Raw genomic sequence first — 16431 nt, 5'->3', positions numbered from 1 at the left:
CCGGCGGGCGGTAACCTGGCACGGTGCGGATCCTGGTCGTCGACAACTACGACAGCTTCGTGTTCAACCTGGTGCAGTACCTCGGCCAGCTGGGCGTCGAGGCCGAGGTGTGGCGCAACGACGACGCCAGGCTCTCCGACCAGGCCGCCGCCGCCAAGCGGTTCGACGGTGTACTGCTCAGCCCAGGCCCGGGCACCCCGGAACGCGCGGGCGCGTCGGTCGGCCTGGTGGGCGCGTGTGCCGCCGAGCGCACCCCGCTACTCGGGGTCTGCCTCGGCCACCAAGCCATCGGCGTCGCCTTCGGCGCCACCGTCGACCGCGCGCCCGAACTGCTGCACGGCAAGACCAGCAGCGTCTTTCACACCAATACCGGTGTGCTGCAAGGACTTCCGGATCCCTTCACGGCGACCCGCTACCACTCACTGACGATACTGCCCGAGTCACTGCCCCCGGAGCTGGAGGTGACGGCCCGCACCCGCGGCGGTGTCATCATGGGGGTGCGGCACAGCGAGCTGCCGATTCACGGAGTCCAGTTCCACCCGGAGTCGATCCTGACTGAAGGCGGACACCGGATGCTGGCGAATTGGCTGGCCTACTGCGGGTGGGCCCGCGACGACACGCTGGTCCGCCGGCTCGAGAACGAGGTCCGGGCGGCGGTGCAGCCCCATTTCCCGGCCGATCCGCCGGCTACTGGCCGAACTTCAGCGTGATGATCCCGTCCCGGTTGCAACCGGCGCCGGCCGGCGGGTTTTGATACACCACCCGGTGGGACTGGGAGCCACCCGCGTCCACGTCCGCGCCCTTGTCCAGCACCCCGGTCCAGCCCAACGCCCGTAACCGCGGCTCGGCGTCCGTCCAGAACATGCCGCTGAGGTCTGGCATCACAAATTGGTTGCCCTTGGACACCTGCAGCTCGATGATTGAGTCCACCGGAACCGTTTGGCCCTTAGGCGGATTGGTGCCGATCACCTCACCGGCCGGCCGATTGCTGTCCACCTGCGCCTGGGTGACTTTGGTGAAGCCGTATACGGTGAGGTTCTTCTGCGCGACGTCGACGGTCTGGCCTGCTACGTCGGGCACCTGCTTGGTCTCCGGCCCCGAGCCGACGATGACGGTGATCACGTTGGTGATCGCCGACGTCTGGTTGGCCGGCGGGTTGGTGCCGATCACCTTGCCCAACAGCTCGGGGCTCGACGGCGAATTGGCCTGCTTGAACTTGCTGAACCCTGCGGCTTTGAGCTTGCTGACCGCGTCGGAGTAGCTCAGCGAGGAGACGTCGGGCAATTCGCGCTGTTCGGGACCGGTCGAGACGTTGACGGTGATCTCGTCGCCCGCGCTCACCGACGCGTTGGCGCCAGGGTCGGTGCTGATGACGTGGTCGGGCGGGATCGTCGAATCGGGCTTTTGCAGGGTGCGCGTCTTGAAGCCGCGATTCTGCAGTGCCGCAATGGCATCGGCGGACACTTGTCCCCGCATGTCGGGCACCTGGACGTCGCGGGTGGTGCCGCCGAAGGTGTTGAAGGCGATGACCACGACGATCGTCAGCACCGCCAGCGCGGCGACCGCGACGATCCAGCGGCCGACGGACCCGCCGTTGCTGTCGTCGATGCGACGAAGTGGTTGGCGGGGCAGCGCATCGGTGCGCGACCCGGGCAGGTTTCCGCCCGTGGCGAGCAGTGAGGACCGGTCGGCATCGGTGAGCACTTTGGGCGCCTCGGGCGGTTCGCCGTTGTGCACCCGAACCAGATCGGCGCGCATTTCGGCGGCCGTCTGGTAGCGGTTGTCCGGGTTTTTGGCCAGCGCCTTGAGCACGACGGCATCGAGGTCTGCGGAGATGCCTTCGTGCCGCCGCGACGGTGGAATCGGGTCCTCGCGCACGTGCTGGTAGGCGACCGCGACGGGCGAATCTCCGGTGAAAGGTGGTTCGCCCGTGAGGATTTCGTAGAGCACACAACCGAGCGAATACACATCGGACCGGGCGTCGACGGTGTCGCCGCGGGCCTGCTCGGGCGACAGATACTGGGCCGTACCGATCACCGCCGCAGTCTGGGTGACGCTGTTGCCGCTGTCGGCGATGGCGCGCGCGATGCCGAAGTCCATCACCTTGACCGCATTGGTGTTGCTGATCATGATGTTCGCCGGCTTGACGTCGCGGTGGATGATGCCGGCCTGGTGACTGAAATTCAGCGCCTGGCACGCGTCGGCGATGATCTCGATGGCCCGCCGCGGGGGCAGCGGACCGTCGGTGTGCACGATGTCGCGCAGGGTGACACCCTCGACGTACTCCATGACGATGTATGGCAGCGGACCCGTCGGGGTCTCCGCCTCGCCGGTGTCGTACACCGCGACGATCGACGGGTGATTGAGAGCCGCGGCGTTCTGCGCCTCGCGGCGGAAACGCAGATAGAAGCTGGGATCGCGGGCCAGGTCGGCACGCAGCACTTTGACCGCGACATCGCGGTGCAATCGGACGTCGCGTGCCAGGTGAACCTCGGACATGCCCCCGAATCCGAGGATCTCGCCCAGTTCATAACGGTCAGACAGGTGCTGAGGGGTGGTCATCTTGGTATCTCGTGTCGGGCCGGTGACGCGCTGGGTGTCAATGGGTCACTCCACCCGTGCTCGGCCGGCCCTCGTTGCAGTCCAGAATTACTTACCGTCCCGCGATCCGTCCAATTGAGCCGCAGCGCTGGGCCGGGCGCGGAACCGCTGGGGGTGTTGCTCGGCGGCGGCGCGGGCGGGCTTCCGGTGTCGGTGACCGTCGGGGGCGGTGGCTGCTGCTGGGTATCCCCGCGGGAGTTGATGACGATGAGCACCGCGATGATGATCGCCAGCGCTCCGAGCACACCGGCGGCCCACAGCAACGCGCGCTGACCCGACGAGAAGGTGCGCCGGGCCGGGGGTGGGCGGTGACCACCGGTGGTGGGCCGGGACCGGCGCGGCGCCGCGGCCCGAGTGCTGGAGACGGCGGCCGCCCTGGTCGTCGGGCTGGACGGAATGGACGCCGGCGATGCCCGCCCGGGCGGTGGTGACTGGCTGGGCCGCGGTGGACGGCGGCCGGCCCGCACCGCCGCCACGGCGTCGGCGAAAGGCCCACCGCTGCGGTAACGCATTGCGGGATTCTTGACCAGCGTGATCTCGATGAGTTCCCGCACGTTGGGCGGTAGCTCCGCGGGCAGCGGCGGCGGGGGCTCCTTGATGTGCTTCATCGCCACCGTCAGGGCTCCGTCACCGGTGAACGGCCGCTTGCCCGACACGACCTCGTAGCCGACGACCCCCAGCGAGTACACGTCGCTGGCGGGGGTCGCGTCGTGACCCAGGGCCTGCTCGGGGGCGATGTACTGGGCGGTGCCCATCACCATCCCCGTCTGGGTGACGGGCGCGGCGTCGACGGCCTTGGCGATACCGAAGTCGGTGATCTTCACCTGGCCCGTCGGGGTGATCAGGATGTTGCCCGGCTTGACGTCGCGATGCACCAGGCCGGCGGCGTGCGCGACCTGCAGCGCCCGGCCGGTCTGCTCGAGCATGTCCAGCGCGTGCCGCAACGACAGCCGGCCCGTGCGCTTGAGCACCGAGTTCAGCGGCTCACCGTTCACCAGCTCCATCACCAGGTAGGCGGTGCGGCCTTCCCCGTCCAGCTGGCTTTCGCCGTAGTCGTGGACCTGGGCGATGCCGGGGTGGTTGAGCATCGCGGTGGTGCGCGCCTCGGCGCGGAACCGCTCGATGAACTCCGGATCTTGGGAGAACTCCTGTTTAAGCACCTTGACCGCGACGCGCCGGCCGAGCCGGCTGTCCACCGCCTCCCAGACTTGGCCCATGCCGCCGGTGGCGATCAGGCGCTGCAGGCGGTATCTGCCAGACAGCGTCACACCAACTCGCGGGCTCATGGTCCTCCCTGCAGCGCGGCTTGGATCACAGCCCGTCCGATCGGCGCGGCGAGTGCACCTCCCGTCGCGGACAGGCGGTCGCCGCCATTCTCCACCAACACTGCCACGGCGACTTTGGGCGTCTGCGCGGGCGCGAAGGCGATGTACCACGCGTGCGGCGGCGTATTACGCGGATCGGTGCCATGCTCTGCGGTACCAGTCTTGGATGCGATCTGCACGCCGGGAATGGCCCCTTTCTGCTGCGCGACCTTCTCGGCGCCAACCATCAGCTCTGTTAGCTTAGCGGCGACCTGGGGTGACACCGCGCGGCGCTGCTGGTAGGGAACGGTGGTGCTGATGTTCGCCAGGTCGGGGCCCTTGAGGCTGTCGATCAGGTAGGGCTGCATCATCACGCCGTCGTTCGCGATGGTCGCGGCGATCTCGGCGTTCTCCAGCGGTGTCAGCGCAACGTCCTTCTGGCCGATGCTGGACATGCCCAGCGCGGCCGCGTCCGGGATGATCCCGATGGTTGATTCGGCTACCTGCAGCGGGATGACGCTCGGGGTGGTGTCCAGGCCGAACGAGCGCGCCATGCTGCGCAGCGCATCGGACCCGGTGAGGATGCCGAGCTGGACGAACGCGGTGTTGCACGACAGGGCGAACGCCTGCTTGAGCGACACCGTCGGCTCGTTGCCACAGGACTGACCGCCGTAGTTCTCCAACGTCGCGGTGCTGTCGGGCAGCGGAATCGTGGACGCCGCGGTCAACTGCTCGGCGTCGGTCGCGCCGGCCTGCAGCGCCGCCGCGGTGGTGATCACCTTGAACGTCGATCCGGGCGGGTAGGTCTCCGAGATGGCGCGGTTGGCCATCGGATTGTCGGGGTCGTCGCGCAGTCGCTGCCATGCTTGCGCCTGCACATCGGGATCGTGCGACGACAGCAGATTGGGGTCATAGGACGGCGATGACACCATGGCCAAGATCTTGCCGGTGGACGGCTCGAGGGCGACGACAGCGCCCTTGCACGGCGGCCCCCCGCACCCTTGCTGCATCGCGTCCCACCCGGCCTGCTGGACCCGCGGTCTGATGGTGGTGTCGACGTTGCCGCCGCGTGGATCGCGACCGGTGAAGAAATCGGCCAGCCGGCGCCCGAACAGGCGCTCGTCGGATCCGTTCAACAGCGGGTCCTCGGCGCGTTCGAGGCCCGTGCTGGAATAGCGCAGCGAATAGAAGCCGGTGAGCGGCGCGTACACCGCCGGGGTGGGATAGACCCGCAAGAAGCGGAAGCGGCTGTCGGTGGCCACCGAGTAGGCCAGCAGTTGACCGCCGGCGACGATCTGGCCGCGTTGACGCGAATACTCGTCAAGCAGCACGCGCTGATTGCGCGGGTCGGCGCGCAGCGAGTCCGCGGCGAACACCTGCGTCATCGTGGCGTTGAGCAGCAGCAGCACGATCAACGCCATGACGGTGACCGAGATGCGGCGAAGAGAGGTGTTCATACCTTCTCGATTACCTCGGTCTTGGCCGCCGCGATCGGGGAATCCTTGCGCTCACGGCCGCGTAAGGGATGCCGGGCACTGTGCGAGATGCGGGCGAGGATAGCCAGCAGCACGTAATTCGCCAGCAACGACGATCCGCCGTAAGACATCCACGGCGTGGTCAGCCCGGTCAGCGGGATGAGTTGCGTTACCCCGCCGACGACGATGAACAGCTGGATGGCCAGGGTCGAGGCCAGGCCCGCGGCCAGCAGCTTGCCGAAGCTGTCCCGCGTCGCGATCGCGGTGCGCATGCCGCGGACGATGACGATGGTGTAGAGCATCAAGATGCTGGCGAGCCCGACGAGCCCGAGCTCTTCACCGAACGCCGCGATGATGAAGTCGGTCGACGCGGCCGGCACGGTATCGGGTTGACCGTTGCCCAGCCCGGTCCCGAATATGCCGCCGGTGGCGAAACTGAACAACGACTGCACGATCTGGTAGCCGCTGCCGTCGGGGTCGGAGAAGGGGTCCCACCACATCTGCACGCGGACCCGGACGTGAGCGAACACGAAATATGCGATGACGCTGCCCACCGCGAACAGCACCAGGCCGATCACCACCCAGCTGAACCGTTGTGTCGCAAGGTAAACCACCACCAGAAACGACGCATAGAGCAGCAGTGAGGTGCCGAGGTCTTTCTCGAAGACCATCACGCCCACCGAGACCACCCAGGCGGCCAGCAGGGGCGCGAGGTCTCGGGGGCGCGGCATGGTCAGCCCCATGAAATGCTTGCCGACGCTGGTGAACAGGCCCCTTTTGGCGATCAGCACGGCGGAGAAGAAGATCAGCAACAAGATCTTGGAGAATTCGGCGGGCTGAATCGAGAAGCCGGGGAAGCGAATCCAGATTTTCGCGCCATTCTGTTCGGACAGCGACGCCGGCAGCAGGGCGGGAATCACCAACAGCACCAAGCCGGCGATTCCGCATATGTAGCCATACCGTGCCAGCTGCCGATGGTCTTTCAGAAACGTGACTACGAGCGCGAACGCGACGACCCCGACGAGGGTCCACAGCATCTGCTGGGTGGCACTGGGGTGATGGCGGCCGCTCAGCTGGTTGTTGACCAGGTCGAGCCGATGGATCATCACCAGGCCAAGTCCGTTGAGCAACGCCACAATTGGCAACAGCAGCGGATCGGTATAGGGGGCAAAGCGCCTGATGGCCAGGTGCGCCGACCCGAATACGAGCATGAACACCAGCCCGTAGGTGATGACGTTCCAGTGCAATTCGCGGTCCTGGTTTGCCTCGACGATCAGCAACGCGGCGACGGTGATCGCTGCGGCGAAGCACAGCAGCAGCAGTTCGGCGTTGCGACGGGTGGGCAGCGGAGGAGTGACCGCGACGGGCGGCTGGAGTTGTGTCGTCATGCCACCGTCCGGCAGTCAATGCCCGGTTGAAGTGGAGGCGCTGGAAGCGCGGTGACGATCTGGGAAGTGGTTGTGGGGCCCACCGGCGACGGGGTCGCGGGGCCGCCTGTGGCACCGGTGGGGGCTGGGGCGCTGGGGCCGGAAGTAGCGGTGGTTGGTGGAGTGGTGGGTGGTGGCGATGTCGCGACGCTTGACTCGGGGGTGCCGCTCCCGGTGGTCGGGGGCCCCGGCGGCGACGTGGCGCGCGGCGAAGGGCAGGTGGGCAGCAGGTATTCGGCCAGCAATTGGCGTAACTGTGACTCGGCCTGGTCCAGGCTGCCTCCCGGCAGTCCGGTCTGAACCTGGACCTGTCCGGGACGGCGCAAGTCCCGCAGCGTCATCAGCTGACAGTTCGCGTGTCCGGATTGGCCATAACTGATCAGCGACAGTTCATTTCGTGTACTCAGGCAGCCCACCAAATAGGGCTGCTGCAGCGGCACGCCCAACAGGGACCCCTGAATTCCGCGGACGATCGATACCTTGCCGTCGTATTCGGCGACGTAGTAGTTGCGCTGGATGACCCACCATCCGACGGCCAGGCCCGAGAGCACGAATAACACCGCCAGCGTCACGACGAAGAACATCCGCCGCCGGGGCCAGCGTGGGCGGCTTGGCGTTTCCGGTTGTGGCGCAACGCGTTTGGCCGCTTCATCGCGGGGCCTGATCGCTGAGGCGCGGCCCGCGGAGGTGTTGGGCAAAGTCATTTGGTCGTCGTCACCCGAAACCGCGCCGGCGAGAATCGGTTGGGTCTGGCCATAGTCGTAGTCGACGACGTCGGCGACCACCACGGTCACGTTGTCCGGGCCGCCGCCACGCAGCGCCAGCTCGATGAGGCGGTAGGCGGCTTCGGCCACGTCGGGGATCTGCAGCGCCTCGAGGATGGTTTCGTCGCTCACCGGATCGCTGAGCCCGTCGGAGCAGAGCAGGTAGCGGTCACCGGCACGGGCCTCGCGCATCGTCAACGTGGGTTCGACCTCGTGACCGGTGAGCGCGCGCATGATCAGCGACCGCTGCGGGTGGCTGTGCGCCTCTTCGCGTGTGATCCGGCCTTCGTCAACCAAGGTCTGGACGAACGTGTCGTCTTTGGTGATCTGCGTCAGTTCACCGTCGCGCAGCAGGTAGCCGCGCGAGTCGCCGATGTGCACCAATCCAATCCGGTCGCCCGCGAACAGGATTGCGGTGAGCGTGGTGCCCATCCCCTCGAGCTCGGGCTCCGCCTCCACCTGCGCCGCGATGGCCGCGTTGCCGGAGCGCACTGCGGTGTCGAGCTTGGCCAGCAGGTCGCCGCCGGGTTCGTCGTCGTCGAGATGGGCCAGTGCGGCGATCACCAATTGGGAGGCCACTTCGCCGGCGGCGTGACCGCCCATGCCATCGGCCAGGGCGAGCAGCCGCGCACCGGCGTACACGGAGTCTTCGTTATTGGCGCGCACCAGGCCGCGATCGCTGCGCGCGGCATATCGCAGGACCAGGGTCACGGGCGCAGCTCAATCGCTGTTTTGCCGATCCGAATCGGCGTCCCTATTGGAACTCGTACCGCAGTCGTCACCTTTGCCCTGTCAAGGTAAGTGCCGTTGGTCGATCCTAGATCCTCGACGTACCATTCCGAACCGCGCTGAGACAGCCGGGCGTGCCGAGTCGAGGCGTAGTCATCGGTGAGCACCAGGGTCGAGTCGTCGGCCCTGCCGATCAACACAGGTTGCCCGCTGAGTGTGATGCGTGCCCCCGCCAACGCCCCTTCGGTGACCACCAGATAGCGTGCGGCATGCCGCCGTTGCCGCGAAGGCAGCAGGGTGCTGCGCAACGCTAAGCCGCGGCGCACCATGACGGCACCGGTGGGCGCATAGATATCGGTCCGCAAAATCCGCAACACGGACCAGATGAATACCCACAACAACATTAAAAATCCGGCGCGCGTCAGCTGCAGTACGAGTCCCTGCATCTGGCGTCCTTTCCGTCCTAGCGTCTCCCCCTGGCGCCCGTGACCCCGAGCACATCGGCAACGTCACGATACTTGGACGGCGGTCGGCGCGGGGCGAAGCACGGCAGCGTTGAGCCCAGCGGGTTCAGTGGATCCGGACGATGATCTCCGAGTGGCCCAGACGGATCACGTCGCCGTCAGCCAGCTGCCACTCCTGCACCGGTGCGTTGTTCACGGTGGTGCCGTTGGTCGAGTTCAGGTCCGACAGGAGCGCCACCTGCCCGTCCCAGCGGACCTCCAGATGACGCCGTGACACGCCAGTGTCGGGCAACCGGAACTGGGCGTCTTGTCCACGGCCGACGATGTTGGAGCCCTCGCGCAGCTGATAGGTGCGGCCGCTGCCGTCATCGAGCTGGAGGGTGACCGTTGTGCCGGCCGCGCCGTAGCCGCCCCCGCCGTAACCGCCGTAGCCGCCGGCCTGCTGGCCGTAGTCGGCCGGTTGCCCGTAGTCGGCGGGCTGGCCGTACTCACTCGGCTGGGCGTACTCAGCCTGCTGCCCGTAGTCGTAGTCGCGGTGCGCGGGCTCGGCGTATCCGCCGCCGCCCTGACCGGGGTATCCCCCACCCGGGACGTTCTCGGCGTACTGCGTGTAGTCGCCGGGGCCGTAGTCCTGCCGGCCGTAGCCGCCGCCCTGCTGGTATCCCGGCTCGTACCCGGCGCCCTGCTCGTAGCTGCCGCCCTGCTCGTACCCGGCCCCCTGCTCGGGGTAGGCCGGCCGTTGCTCGGGCGGAGCGTAGCCACCCTCGTCTGGGCGGGCCGGTCCGCGGCCGTATTCGCCGTATCCGCCGTAGCCCTGCTGGCCGGCGGCGGGCTGACCACCGCCGGGAGGGGCGTAACCGCCGCCCTGACGGTAGCCCTGGTCGTAGCCTTGGCCGCCGTATCCGCCGGGCGCGGGAGGACGCTGCTCATAGTGCGGCGGATAGCCGCCCTGGCCCTGCTCGGGGTAGCCGCCCTGGCCTTGGTAGCCGCGCTGGTCGGGATAGCCACCGGGGCCTTGATAACCACCTTGTTCGGGGTAGCCGCCCTGTTCCGGGTAGCCGCCCTGCTCAGGGTGGCGGGGTGGCGGGTAGCCCTGCGGCGGCGGGTAGCCGCTCTGCTCGGGCGGATACCCACCGCGTGGTTCAGGTCCCCCCTGTGGTTCCGCGCCGCCCTCTTGCGGACGCGCGTAGCGGTCGTCGTAATACTCATCGCTGGGCCGCCCCGGACCCTGAGCCCCGCGGTGACTCGAATCGTCAGTCATTGGTGCTACTCCTCGTTCTGCGCCGAACGCATTATTTGATTGTGGCCGGACGGGATCGTTGACCGTCGGGCGGGGCTGCACATCGGGGTTGACAGCACCACGGGCGCGGTACTGGCCGGTACGCAGGTTCGACGACTGCTCGAACCGGACGACCACCTCACCATACGTTTGCCACCCCTGTTCATGGATGTAGTCGGCCAAGTACCTAGCGAAAGCGCCCGACGTGAGATCAGGGTCGGCGCCCACCTTCTCGAAGTCGTGACTACCGAGGGTAATGATGTATTCGTTCGGGGCCAAAAGGCGATTTCCCTGGAGCCGCTCGATGCCGTCGCGGGCTTCGCGGCGTAGGAGTGCCTCGACCTCCTGTGGAACGATCGATCCGCCGAAGACTCGGGCGAACGCGTTGTCGACCGTGGCCTCGAGCTTGCGCTCGATCCGGGCCGCCAGCCCGCGTTGGCTACTCATGCTCTGGCGTTCGCCCGCACTTGCCGCAGCATGTCGCCGGCGCGCGGCAAACGATTCGCGGGGTGACCTTTCACTCCAGCATGGTATCGGGACAGCGCGGCGCCGCGGCACCGTCGAAACTCTGAGAACTGCGTCCGCCCTGCTCAGAGGCGTTGTCCCGCAGCGCTGAACGGCTTCCAGGCCCGACCAGGCGGTTGGGGAACACGACTATTAAAGTGGTATGGTCCATCGGTTGTTTTTCCGGGCGAGTGGCGGAATGGCAGACGCGCTGGCTTCAGGTGCCAGTGTCCTTCGGGACGTGGGGGTTCAAGTCCCCCTTCGCCCACAGTTGAATATTGGCGTCGTTACGACGCCGTTCGCCGGCCGGCTGGGTGCGGGCCTATCAGCGGTAGCCGCCTGAAAGCGGTTATCCGTGACGTGCGCAACCGTGTTGTGAATTGACGTGCGCGTCCGCGTCAGTAGCGTCATTGCCAGTTCAGGAGGGGTGGCAATGTTCGTCGGGGTGGGACGAGCGGGTTCGGCGCAAGGTCGCGAGACCGAACCCATCGAACGCGATGGGCGTAACGCTGCGCAGCGGTGGGCGGTGCTATGGGCCTGCCGTACATAGATATTGACGCGCTGATCGCCGAGGCCGGAGGCGACCCTTGGGCGATCAACCGGAGCCTGCAGGCCGGCGATCCGTTGCAGATCTCCAACCTCGCGGAGGCCTTTTCCGAAGCCGGCCGTTGCACGGCAGAGGCCGAGCACGCGTTCGAGCAAGCGCGCAATCGCTTCGACGCGGCCTGGAACCATCAGAGTGGCGACCATCCGATCAACGATTCCGCCGAAGTGCAGCGGGTAACGAAGTCCCTGGGTGCGCAGTCGCTTCAGTTGCCCAAGATCGGCGTCGACCTGGAGACCATCGCCGCCGCTTTGGCCGAAGCGCAAAAGGCCGCCGCCGGAGAGATCGGCAACCTGGATTCCCAGCTGCAGGAACTCTCCAATTTGCTTTGCCAGGCCGCCGCGATGTTGAACGACCCGCACCTCAGCGCCGCGGACGCGGAAGCGCTGCATGCGTTCGTCCGGACTTGTGAAAGCGACGCACTCCGGGACACCAAAGCCGCTCTCGCGCAGCTGCAATCGATCCGCAACGGCTACTCCGGCAGCCTGCAGAAATCCCTGGATAGCCTGCACACCGATGGGTACGACGGCGCTCCGCTTCATGGACTCGATGGCGACGGCGTATCTCCGCCATCCGACGCACAGCAGACTGCGCTCGCCAACATCCGGCGGATCACCGACCAGGCGGTGGTGGATCAGATGGGCAGGGTGCGCGCCGCGCAGGCAGCCCTGGACAAGGCCATGGCCGACCTCTATGCCCACGGGCCTGGCTCGCCGGAAGGCGAGGCAGCGAGCGCCAAGCTGCCCAAGCTCAAGGCCGATCTCGCCAAGGAGCTCGATGACCTGGGGAAGATCCCCAACTACAACAGCGTCGATCCCGCGTCGGTCACCATTACTCCCGACGGCCATTTCATGTTCACCTACAAGGTCGACGGACAGCCGGTACAGGTTTTCGGTCAGCTCAAGGACGGCACCGGCGAATTCTTCGACCAGGCCACCGGCACGTCCTATACGTTCAGCGGCGGCAAGTTGACCGGCATGCGCACGCCGGATCCCGGGAAAGTGGAAGCCACTCCCGAACCGCTGTGGAGCGCGATCACCACCGCGGTGGGCGGATATGGTCTCAAGGCAGGCGGCGCCGCGGCCTGGCAAGGGCTCAAAACGCTTTTCAATCGTGAAGCGCTGGAGGGCCTAACCGGCGACAATGTCCTAGCGCGCGCAATGAGTGCGGCCGAGATGCGCGCGGCGATGGCCGGTGCGGATCTTCCCCCGCATGGCTCACCACTTCCGGACGTCAGCGGACAACCCGTCCCCGGCACCCAGCCCGGCCCGCTACCGGTTGTCGAGCACACGCCGCCGCCGGGTGGCGGCGAGATTCCGCCCGAACATGTTCCCGCGGGACCGCACGTACCTGTCGTGCCCGACAGTCCGCCGCCGGTACCCGCCGATGCACCAGCTCCGCCACCACTGCCCCATGAGCACGAGTTGTTCCACGGATACCACCCAGTTGAACCAGGCCCAGAATTTACGAACCCTGACGGCACCCTGCTTTATCCCGACGACACGCTCGCGACCAAACCGTACGCAGTGCCGGGAACCATCATTCCCGACGCAAACTTGCAGCAGGGTACCGTTCTGAGCCGGTTCGGCTATCCGGGCGGTGGTTACCTTGCTCCTGATGGAACGCCCTTTGCGCAAGTGGCTCTTCCGCCCGAGAGTGCCCTTAAACCCTACTTTCAGTACGTGGTCAAGGACCCCACGGCTCTACCGCACGGCTGGCATATTGAGCAATCGCAAGTAGCGCCTTGGTTTCATCAACCTGGTGGCGGCCAACAATACCGAATCATCGACGAGTTCGGGAATACTGGCACTGTTGAAGAATTGGTCAGGTGGGGATTCCTGAGAAGGATAAGGTAATGGAAGACTTTTCTCGTTTATCGACTAACTGGTATCGATGGGCACCGGGGATGGGTGGCGGCAAGGTATCCGTCTCAACGAACTGCGCCGATTGTGCAATCCTCTTCAGCACCGACGACTATTCGGTCCACCTCCGTCACGAGCGGGATTGGTGGGTGGTGGATACGGTCAACGACCGTGGGCAGCGACGCAATGACGCCGCCAGATTTTCGAACTTCGATATGACAGAAAAATATCTCATCTGGGACTGGGCGACCACTGCACGATCAGATCTCGCATCGGGCCCCTTGGGAGCCGATCTTGCCAGGCAAGGATATGCGCCTGGTGTCGAAGTTTCCAAAGCCGAGGCGGGTTACGAGATATGTCTAAACGACGAATGCGCCGTGTTGTCGTCAGTTAATGCGACAATTTTCAGTCATCTCATGTCTAAGTCGGTTGATGAGATTGAGTGGATGGTTACGAAGGGGCTTTGACGGTGAGATATGAGGGCGGATACCTCAAAGAATTTGCCACCCCAAGCTTCTTTGCGGATAAGGCCGCCAGGTCGTGCGAAGAACTGATCACTTTGGAGAAGTATCTTGCCGATAAGTATTTTGGCCCGGCAGAAGGGTAGGCCAGTAATTAGCTGGCAGCCCGCTGGTCGCCCACTCAACTCCGGCTACGACTTCACCCACTGCGAGATTTCCGGCGTAACGGCATCGGTAATGTCGTCGAACTCGGGGTGCTTCTTGAGCACGGTGCCGATCATCGAGCACACGGGGACGATGCGCTTGCCTTCGCTGCGGGCCTCATTGAGCGCCTCCTCGACGAGAATTGTCGCCAGGCCACGTCCGCCGTACGCCGGATCGATCTCGGTGTGATAGAAAACGCGCTGGTCGCCGCGGTCGGCGAAGTCGGCGAGGCCAACCTGCTTTCCTTCCACGGCAATGGTGTAGCGGCCGTCCTCGAGGCTGACGGTGGCTTCTGCTCCGGTCTTATCGGCGGTCATTTGTGCTTTCCTTTCTTTGCGGTACAGGTCGAGGCCGCAGCCGAGTTGTCGGCAGCGGCGGGGCGGGCAGTCGGGTGGGCGAACCCCGGTAGCCGTGGACGGCGCCGAAGCGCTCGTCGCCGTCTTCCCACAGTTGGCGGTAGCGCACTATGTCCTCGTGGCTTCGTCCCACGAAGTTCCACCACATCACCAGCTTGTCGGTGAACGGTGTCCCACCGAGCAGCAGCATCCGCGCGGGCCGCTCCCCCGCGTTGTTCAGGCGCAGCGACGAGCGGCCAGGGCTCAGGTAGGCCAGTTCGGCAACCGTGAGAGCGGTCTCCTCCATACGGACAGCGCCCAGATCGCAGAGCACCCCGTGCTCGAATGCCGGGTCGACATCGATATCCAGGCGAGCCCCGGCGTCCAGATCGACTTGGGCGCCCAGCAGCGGAGTGAAGGTAGGCACCGGGGACGCGGTGTCGGCCAGCTCTCCGAGAAACACGCGCACCGTCGCACCGGGAAGCCGCGCCGGCCCCGGCACGTAGTGCGCGAAGTCGCGACCGGTGTCGCGATCGGAATCGGGTAGCGCCGCCCACAGCTGGACACCGTGCAAGGCGCCCGGCGACGGAACCGAGACCTCGGAGTGGCAGATACCTGCGCCCGCAGTCATGAGGTTCAGCTCGCCGGGCCGTACTGCTGCGTGCACGCCCGCACTGTCGTTGTGCTCCACTTCCCCGCTGAACAACCAACTCACCGTTTGTAGTCCGGTGTGCGGATGCGGCGGGACGTCCATGCGCGCGGACGCCGGACCGTAATGGTCAATGAAGCACCACGCCCCGATCAGCGAGCGCTGGCGTTGCGGAAGTGTGCGTTGCACCCGGATCGCCCGGGACCCACCAAGCGGAACCTCCCGGGGGCGCAACACCTCGGTGCCCGCGCTTGGTGAAGCAGCGCAGGCAACTTCGATCGGCGCTGGCTCAAGGTTGCTCATCGTTCACTCGACCGTACCCAGGCCCGTTACTTGCGCGGCGGTCGGAGCACCTTCATGGCCAGCCGCATGACGGGCTCGGGTACCCGGTCCTGCATCGACAGTGCGGCGTCGGCGGCGCGGGATCGCAGCGGGGTACCGCGACCGAAGACCCGGTTCAGCGGTCCCCCGGACGGTTCGAGCACCACATGCAGTGGCGGCGTGCCGACGGCGGCTCCCAGTGCGTTGGCGATCACCATCCGCTGGATCTCGCTGGTGCCCTCAAAGATGGTGTATAGCTTGGCATCCCGATACCACTTTTCCACCGGATGATCGGTGATGTAACCCCAGCCGCCCATGGTCTGAATGGCGCGTTCGGTGGCCTTGACGGCCACCTCGCTGGCGGCCATTTTCGACATCGAGCCTTCACCGCGTTCGAAGGGAATGTTGTTGGCCGCCATCCACGACGCCCGCCAGGTCAGCAACCGTGCCGCGTCGATCTGGGTGGCCAGCTCCGCCAGCGGGAAGGCGATGCCTTGATTGTCGATGATCGGTCCGCCGAACGCCTCGCGCTCGGTGGCGTACGCCGTCGCGTACTCCAGCGCGGCGCGCGCGATCCCGATGGCCTGCGCGGCGACCATGGGCCGGGTCTGCTCGAACGTGCCCAACGTCGCGGAGCCGGAACGCTTCCCGCCCGCAACGACTTCGCGCGCCTTGGCGAGTTTGTGCTCCAACTTCTCTTGCCCGCCAAGCAGATTGGCACCCGGCACGCGGACGCCTTCAAAGAGCAACTCGGCGGTGTGGGACGCACGGCAGCCCAGCTTGTCCAGCTTGCGCACCAGCTTCAACCCAGGCGTACCCCCGGGCACCACGAACAGCGCCTGACCGCGATGGCCGAGTTCCTCGTCGACGACCGCGTTGACCACGTGCACATTGGCGATCCCGCCATTGCCGATCCACATCTTGTGGCCGTCGATGATCCAGTCGTCACCGTCGCGGCGGGCGTGGGTGCGCAGATTTCGTACGTCGCTGCCGCCCTCGGGTTCTGAGATCGCCAGCGCCGCGAGCTTGAGATCGCCTGGGGTACCGAAACATTCGGGCGCCCACTGCAACATCTGCTCCGGAGACGCGGCCTGCCCGATCGCCGACAGGGCCAACGCCGGCACCACGATCGCCAACCCGATCCCGGCGCAGCCCCAAAACATCTCCTCCATGAACATCGGCAAGGAGAGCCCGGTGGGATCGCCGATCAGATCGCGGTAGAACAAGGGACTATAGAAGCCCCGCTGCGCTGCCTCCTCCAACACCGGCCACGGGAACTCCTGCCGTTGGTCGTAGTGCAACGCCACGGGGCGGATCACTTCTTCGGCGAATTCGTGGGTCCGCCTGGCGAGGTCGTGCTGCGCCGCCGTCGGGGTCAGGTCGAACGTCATGGATCCCGCCTTTGGGTCGACAGACTCGGTCGTGCCGAAGCTCTACCCCGTTGGCTA

At 66.2% G+C, this 16431-nt stretch carries 13 protein-coding genes and 1 tRNA gene; 4 read left to right on the top strand and 10 right to left on the bottom strand.

Annotated features, from left to right (window positions below):
• The first annotated feature begins 23 nt into the window (after nt 1-23).
• Nucleotides 24-710: an aminodeoxychorismate/anthranilate synthase component II gene (locus AWC17_RS18595; RefSeq protein WP_046183032.1), complete on the top strand. Its 687-nt coding sequence runs from the start codon at nt 24-26 to the stop codon at nt 708-710.
• On the opposite strand, the gene pknB is transcribed toward AWC17_RS18595, so the two are convergent.
• The 7 genes from pknB to AWC17_RS18560 form a co-directional block, all read right to left on the bottom strand.
• On the bottom strand, nt 688-2562 hold the full coding sequence (gene pknB / locus AWC17_RS18590; RefSeq protein ID WP_046183033.1) for a Stk1 family PASTA domain-containing Ser/Thr kinase: 1875 nt from the start codon (nt 2560-2562) through the stop codon (nt 688-690). The genes AWC17_RS18595 and pknB overlap by 23 nt on opposite strands.
• Nucleotides 2559-3887, bottom strand: coding sequence for a serine/threonine-protein kinase (locus AWC17_RS18585; RefSeq protein WP_046183034.1), 1329 nt, complete (start codon nt 3885-3887; stop codon nt 2559-2561). Before AWC17_RS18585 ends, pknB begins: the two co-directional genes overlap by 4 nt.
• On the bottom strand, nt 3884-5362 hold the full coding sequence (gene pbpA / locus AWC17_RS18580; protein WP_046183035.1) for a D,D-transpeptidase PbpA: 1479 nt from the start codon (nt 5360-5362) through the stop codon (nt 3884-3886). The genes AWC17_RS18585 and pbpA overlap by 4 nt, the downstream gene beginning before the upstream one ends.
• Nucleotides 5359-6768 carry an FtsW/RodA/SpoVE family cell cycle protein gene (locus AWC17_RS18575; protein WP_046183036.1) on the bottom strand — a complete coding sequence of 470 codons (1410 nt, stop codon included), beginning with the start codon at nt 6766-6768 and terminating at the stop codon, nt 5359-5361. Before AWC17_RS18575 ends, pbpA begins: the two co-directional genes overlap by 4 nt.
• On the bottom strand, nt 6765-8282 hold the full coding sequence (locus tag AWC17_RS18570) for a PP2C family protein-serine/threonine phosphatase (protein WP_046183037.1): 1518 nt from the start codon (nt 8280-8282) through the stop codon (nt 6765-6767). Before AWC17_RS18570 ends, AWC17_RS18575 begins: the two co-directional genes overlap by 4 nt.
• The gene (locus AWC17_RS18565) at nt 8279-8746 is read right to left on the bottom strand and encodes an FHA domain-containing protein FhaB/FipA (RefSeq protein ID WP_046183038.1); all 468 of its coding nucleotides are present in this window, start codon (nt 8744-8746) and stop codon (nt 8279-8281) included. Before AWC17_RS18565 ends, AWC17_RS18570 begins: the two co-directional genes overlap by 4 nt.
• 124 nt (nt 8747-8870) lie before the next feature.
• Nucleotides 8871-10490 (bottom strand): DUF3662 and FHA domain-containing protein, encoded by a 1620-nt coding sequence (locus tag AWC17_RS18560; protein ID WP_046183039.1) that lies wholly within the window; start codon nt 10488-10490, stop codon nt 8871-8873.
• Nucleotides 10491-10732: 242 nt separating this feature from the next.
• Between AWC17_RS18560 and AWC17_RS18555 the strand changes: the two genes are divergently transcribed.
• The 3 genes from AWC17_RS18555 to AWC17_RS33585 all read left to right on the top strand — a co-directional run bounded on the left by AWC17_RS18555 (nt 10733) and on the right by AWC17_RS33585 (nt 13480).
• Nucleotides 10733-10815: transfer RNA gene (locus AWC17_RS18555), tRNA-Leu, on the top strand.
• Between the two features lie 263 nt (nt 10816-11078).
• Nucleotides 11079-13007 carry a TNT domain-containing protein gene (locus tag AWC17_RS18550; protein ID WP_046183051.1) on the top strand — a complete coding sequence of 643 codons (1929 nt, stop codon included), beginning with the start codon at nt 11079-11081 and terminating at the stop codon, nt 13005-13007.
• The gene (locus AWC17_RS33585; RefSeq protein ID WP_244193504.1) at nt 13007-13480 is read left to right on the top strand and encodes a hypothetical protein; all 474 of its coding nucleotides are present in this window, start codon (nt 13007-13009) and stop codon (nt 13478-13480) included. Before AWC17_RS18550 ends, AWC17_RS33585 begins: the two co-directional genes overlap by 1 nt.
• 185 nt (nt 13481-13665) lie before the next feature.
• Here AWC17_RS33585 and AWC17_RS18540 read toward each other — a convergent pair whose 3' ends face one another.
• The 3 genes from AWC17_RS18540 to AWC17_RS18530 are packed head-to-tail and all read right to left on the bottom strand — an operon-like array spanning nt 13666 to nt 16374.
• Nucleotides 13666-13995: a GNAT family N-acetyltransferase gene (locus AWC17_RS18540; protein ID WP_046183040.1), complete on the bottom strand. Its 330-nt coding sequence runs from the start codon at nt 13993-13995 to the stop codon at nt 13666-13668.
• Nucleotides 13982-14965, bottom strand: a complete 984-nt coding sequence (locus tag AWC17_RS18535; RefSeq protein WP_046183041.1) for a pirin family protein — start codon at nt 14963-14965, stop codon at nt 13982-13984. Before AWC17_RS18535 ends, AWC17_RS18540 begins: the two co-directional genes overlap by 14 nt.
• A 26-nt stretch (nt 14966-14991) precedes the next feature.
• On the bottom strand, nt 14992-16374 hold the full coding sequence (locus AWC17_RS18530) for an acyl-CoA dehydrogenase family protein (RefSeq protein ID WP_046183042.1): 1383 nt from the start codon (nt 16372-16374) through the stop codon (nt 14992-14994).
• Between the last annotated feature and the right edge of the window lie 57 nt (nt 16375-16431).

It is taken from the genome of Mycobacterium nebraskense (assembly GCF_002102255.1).
GTDB classification, from domain to species: domain Bacteria; phylum Actinomycetota; class Actinomycetes; order Mycobacteriales; family Mycobacteriaceae; genus Mycobacterium; species Mycobacterium nebraskense.
Note: the sequence above shows the minus strand (reverse complement) of the source record. Positions and strands in the feature narration are given on the sequence as shown.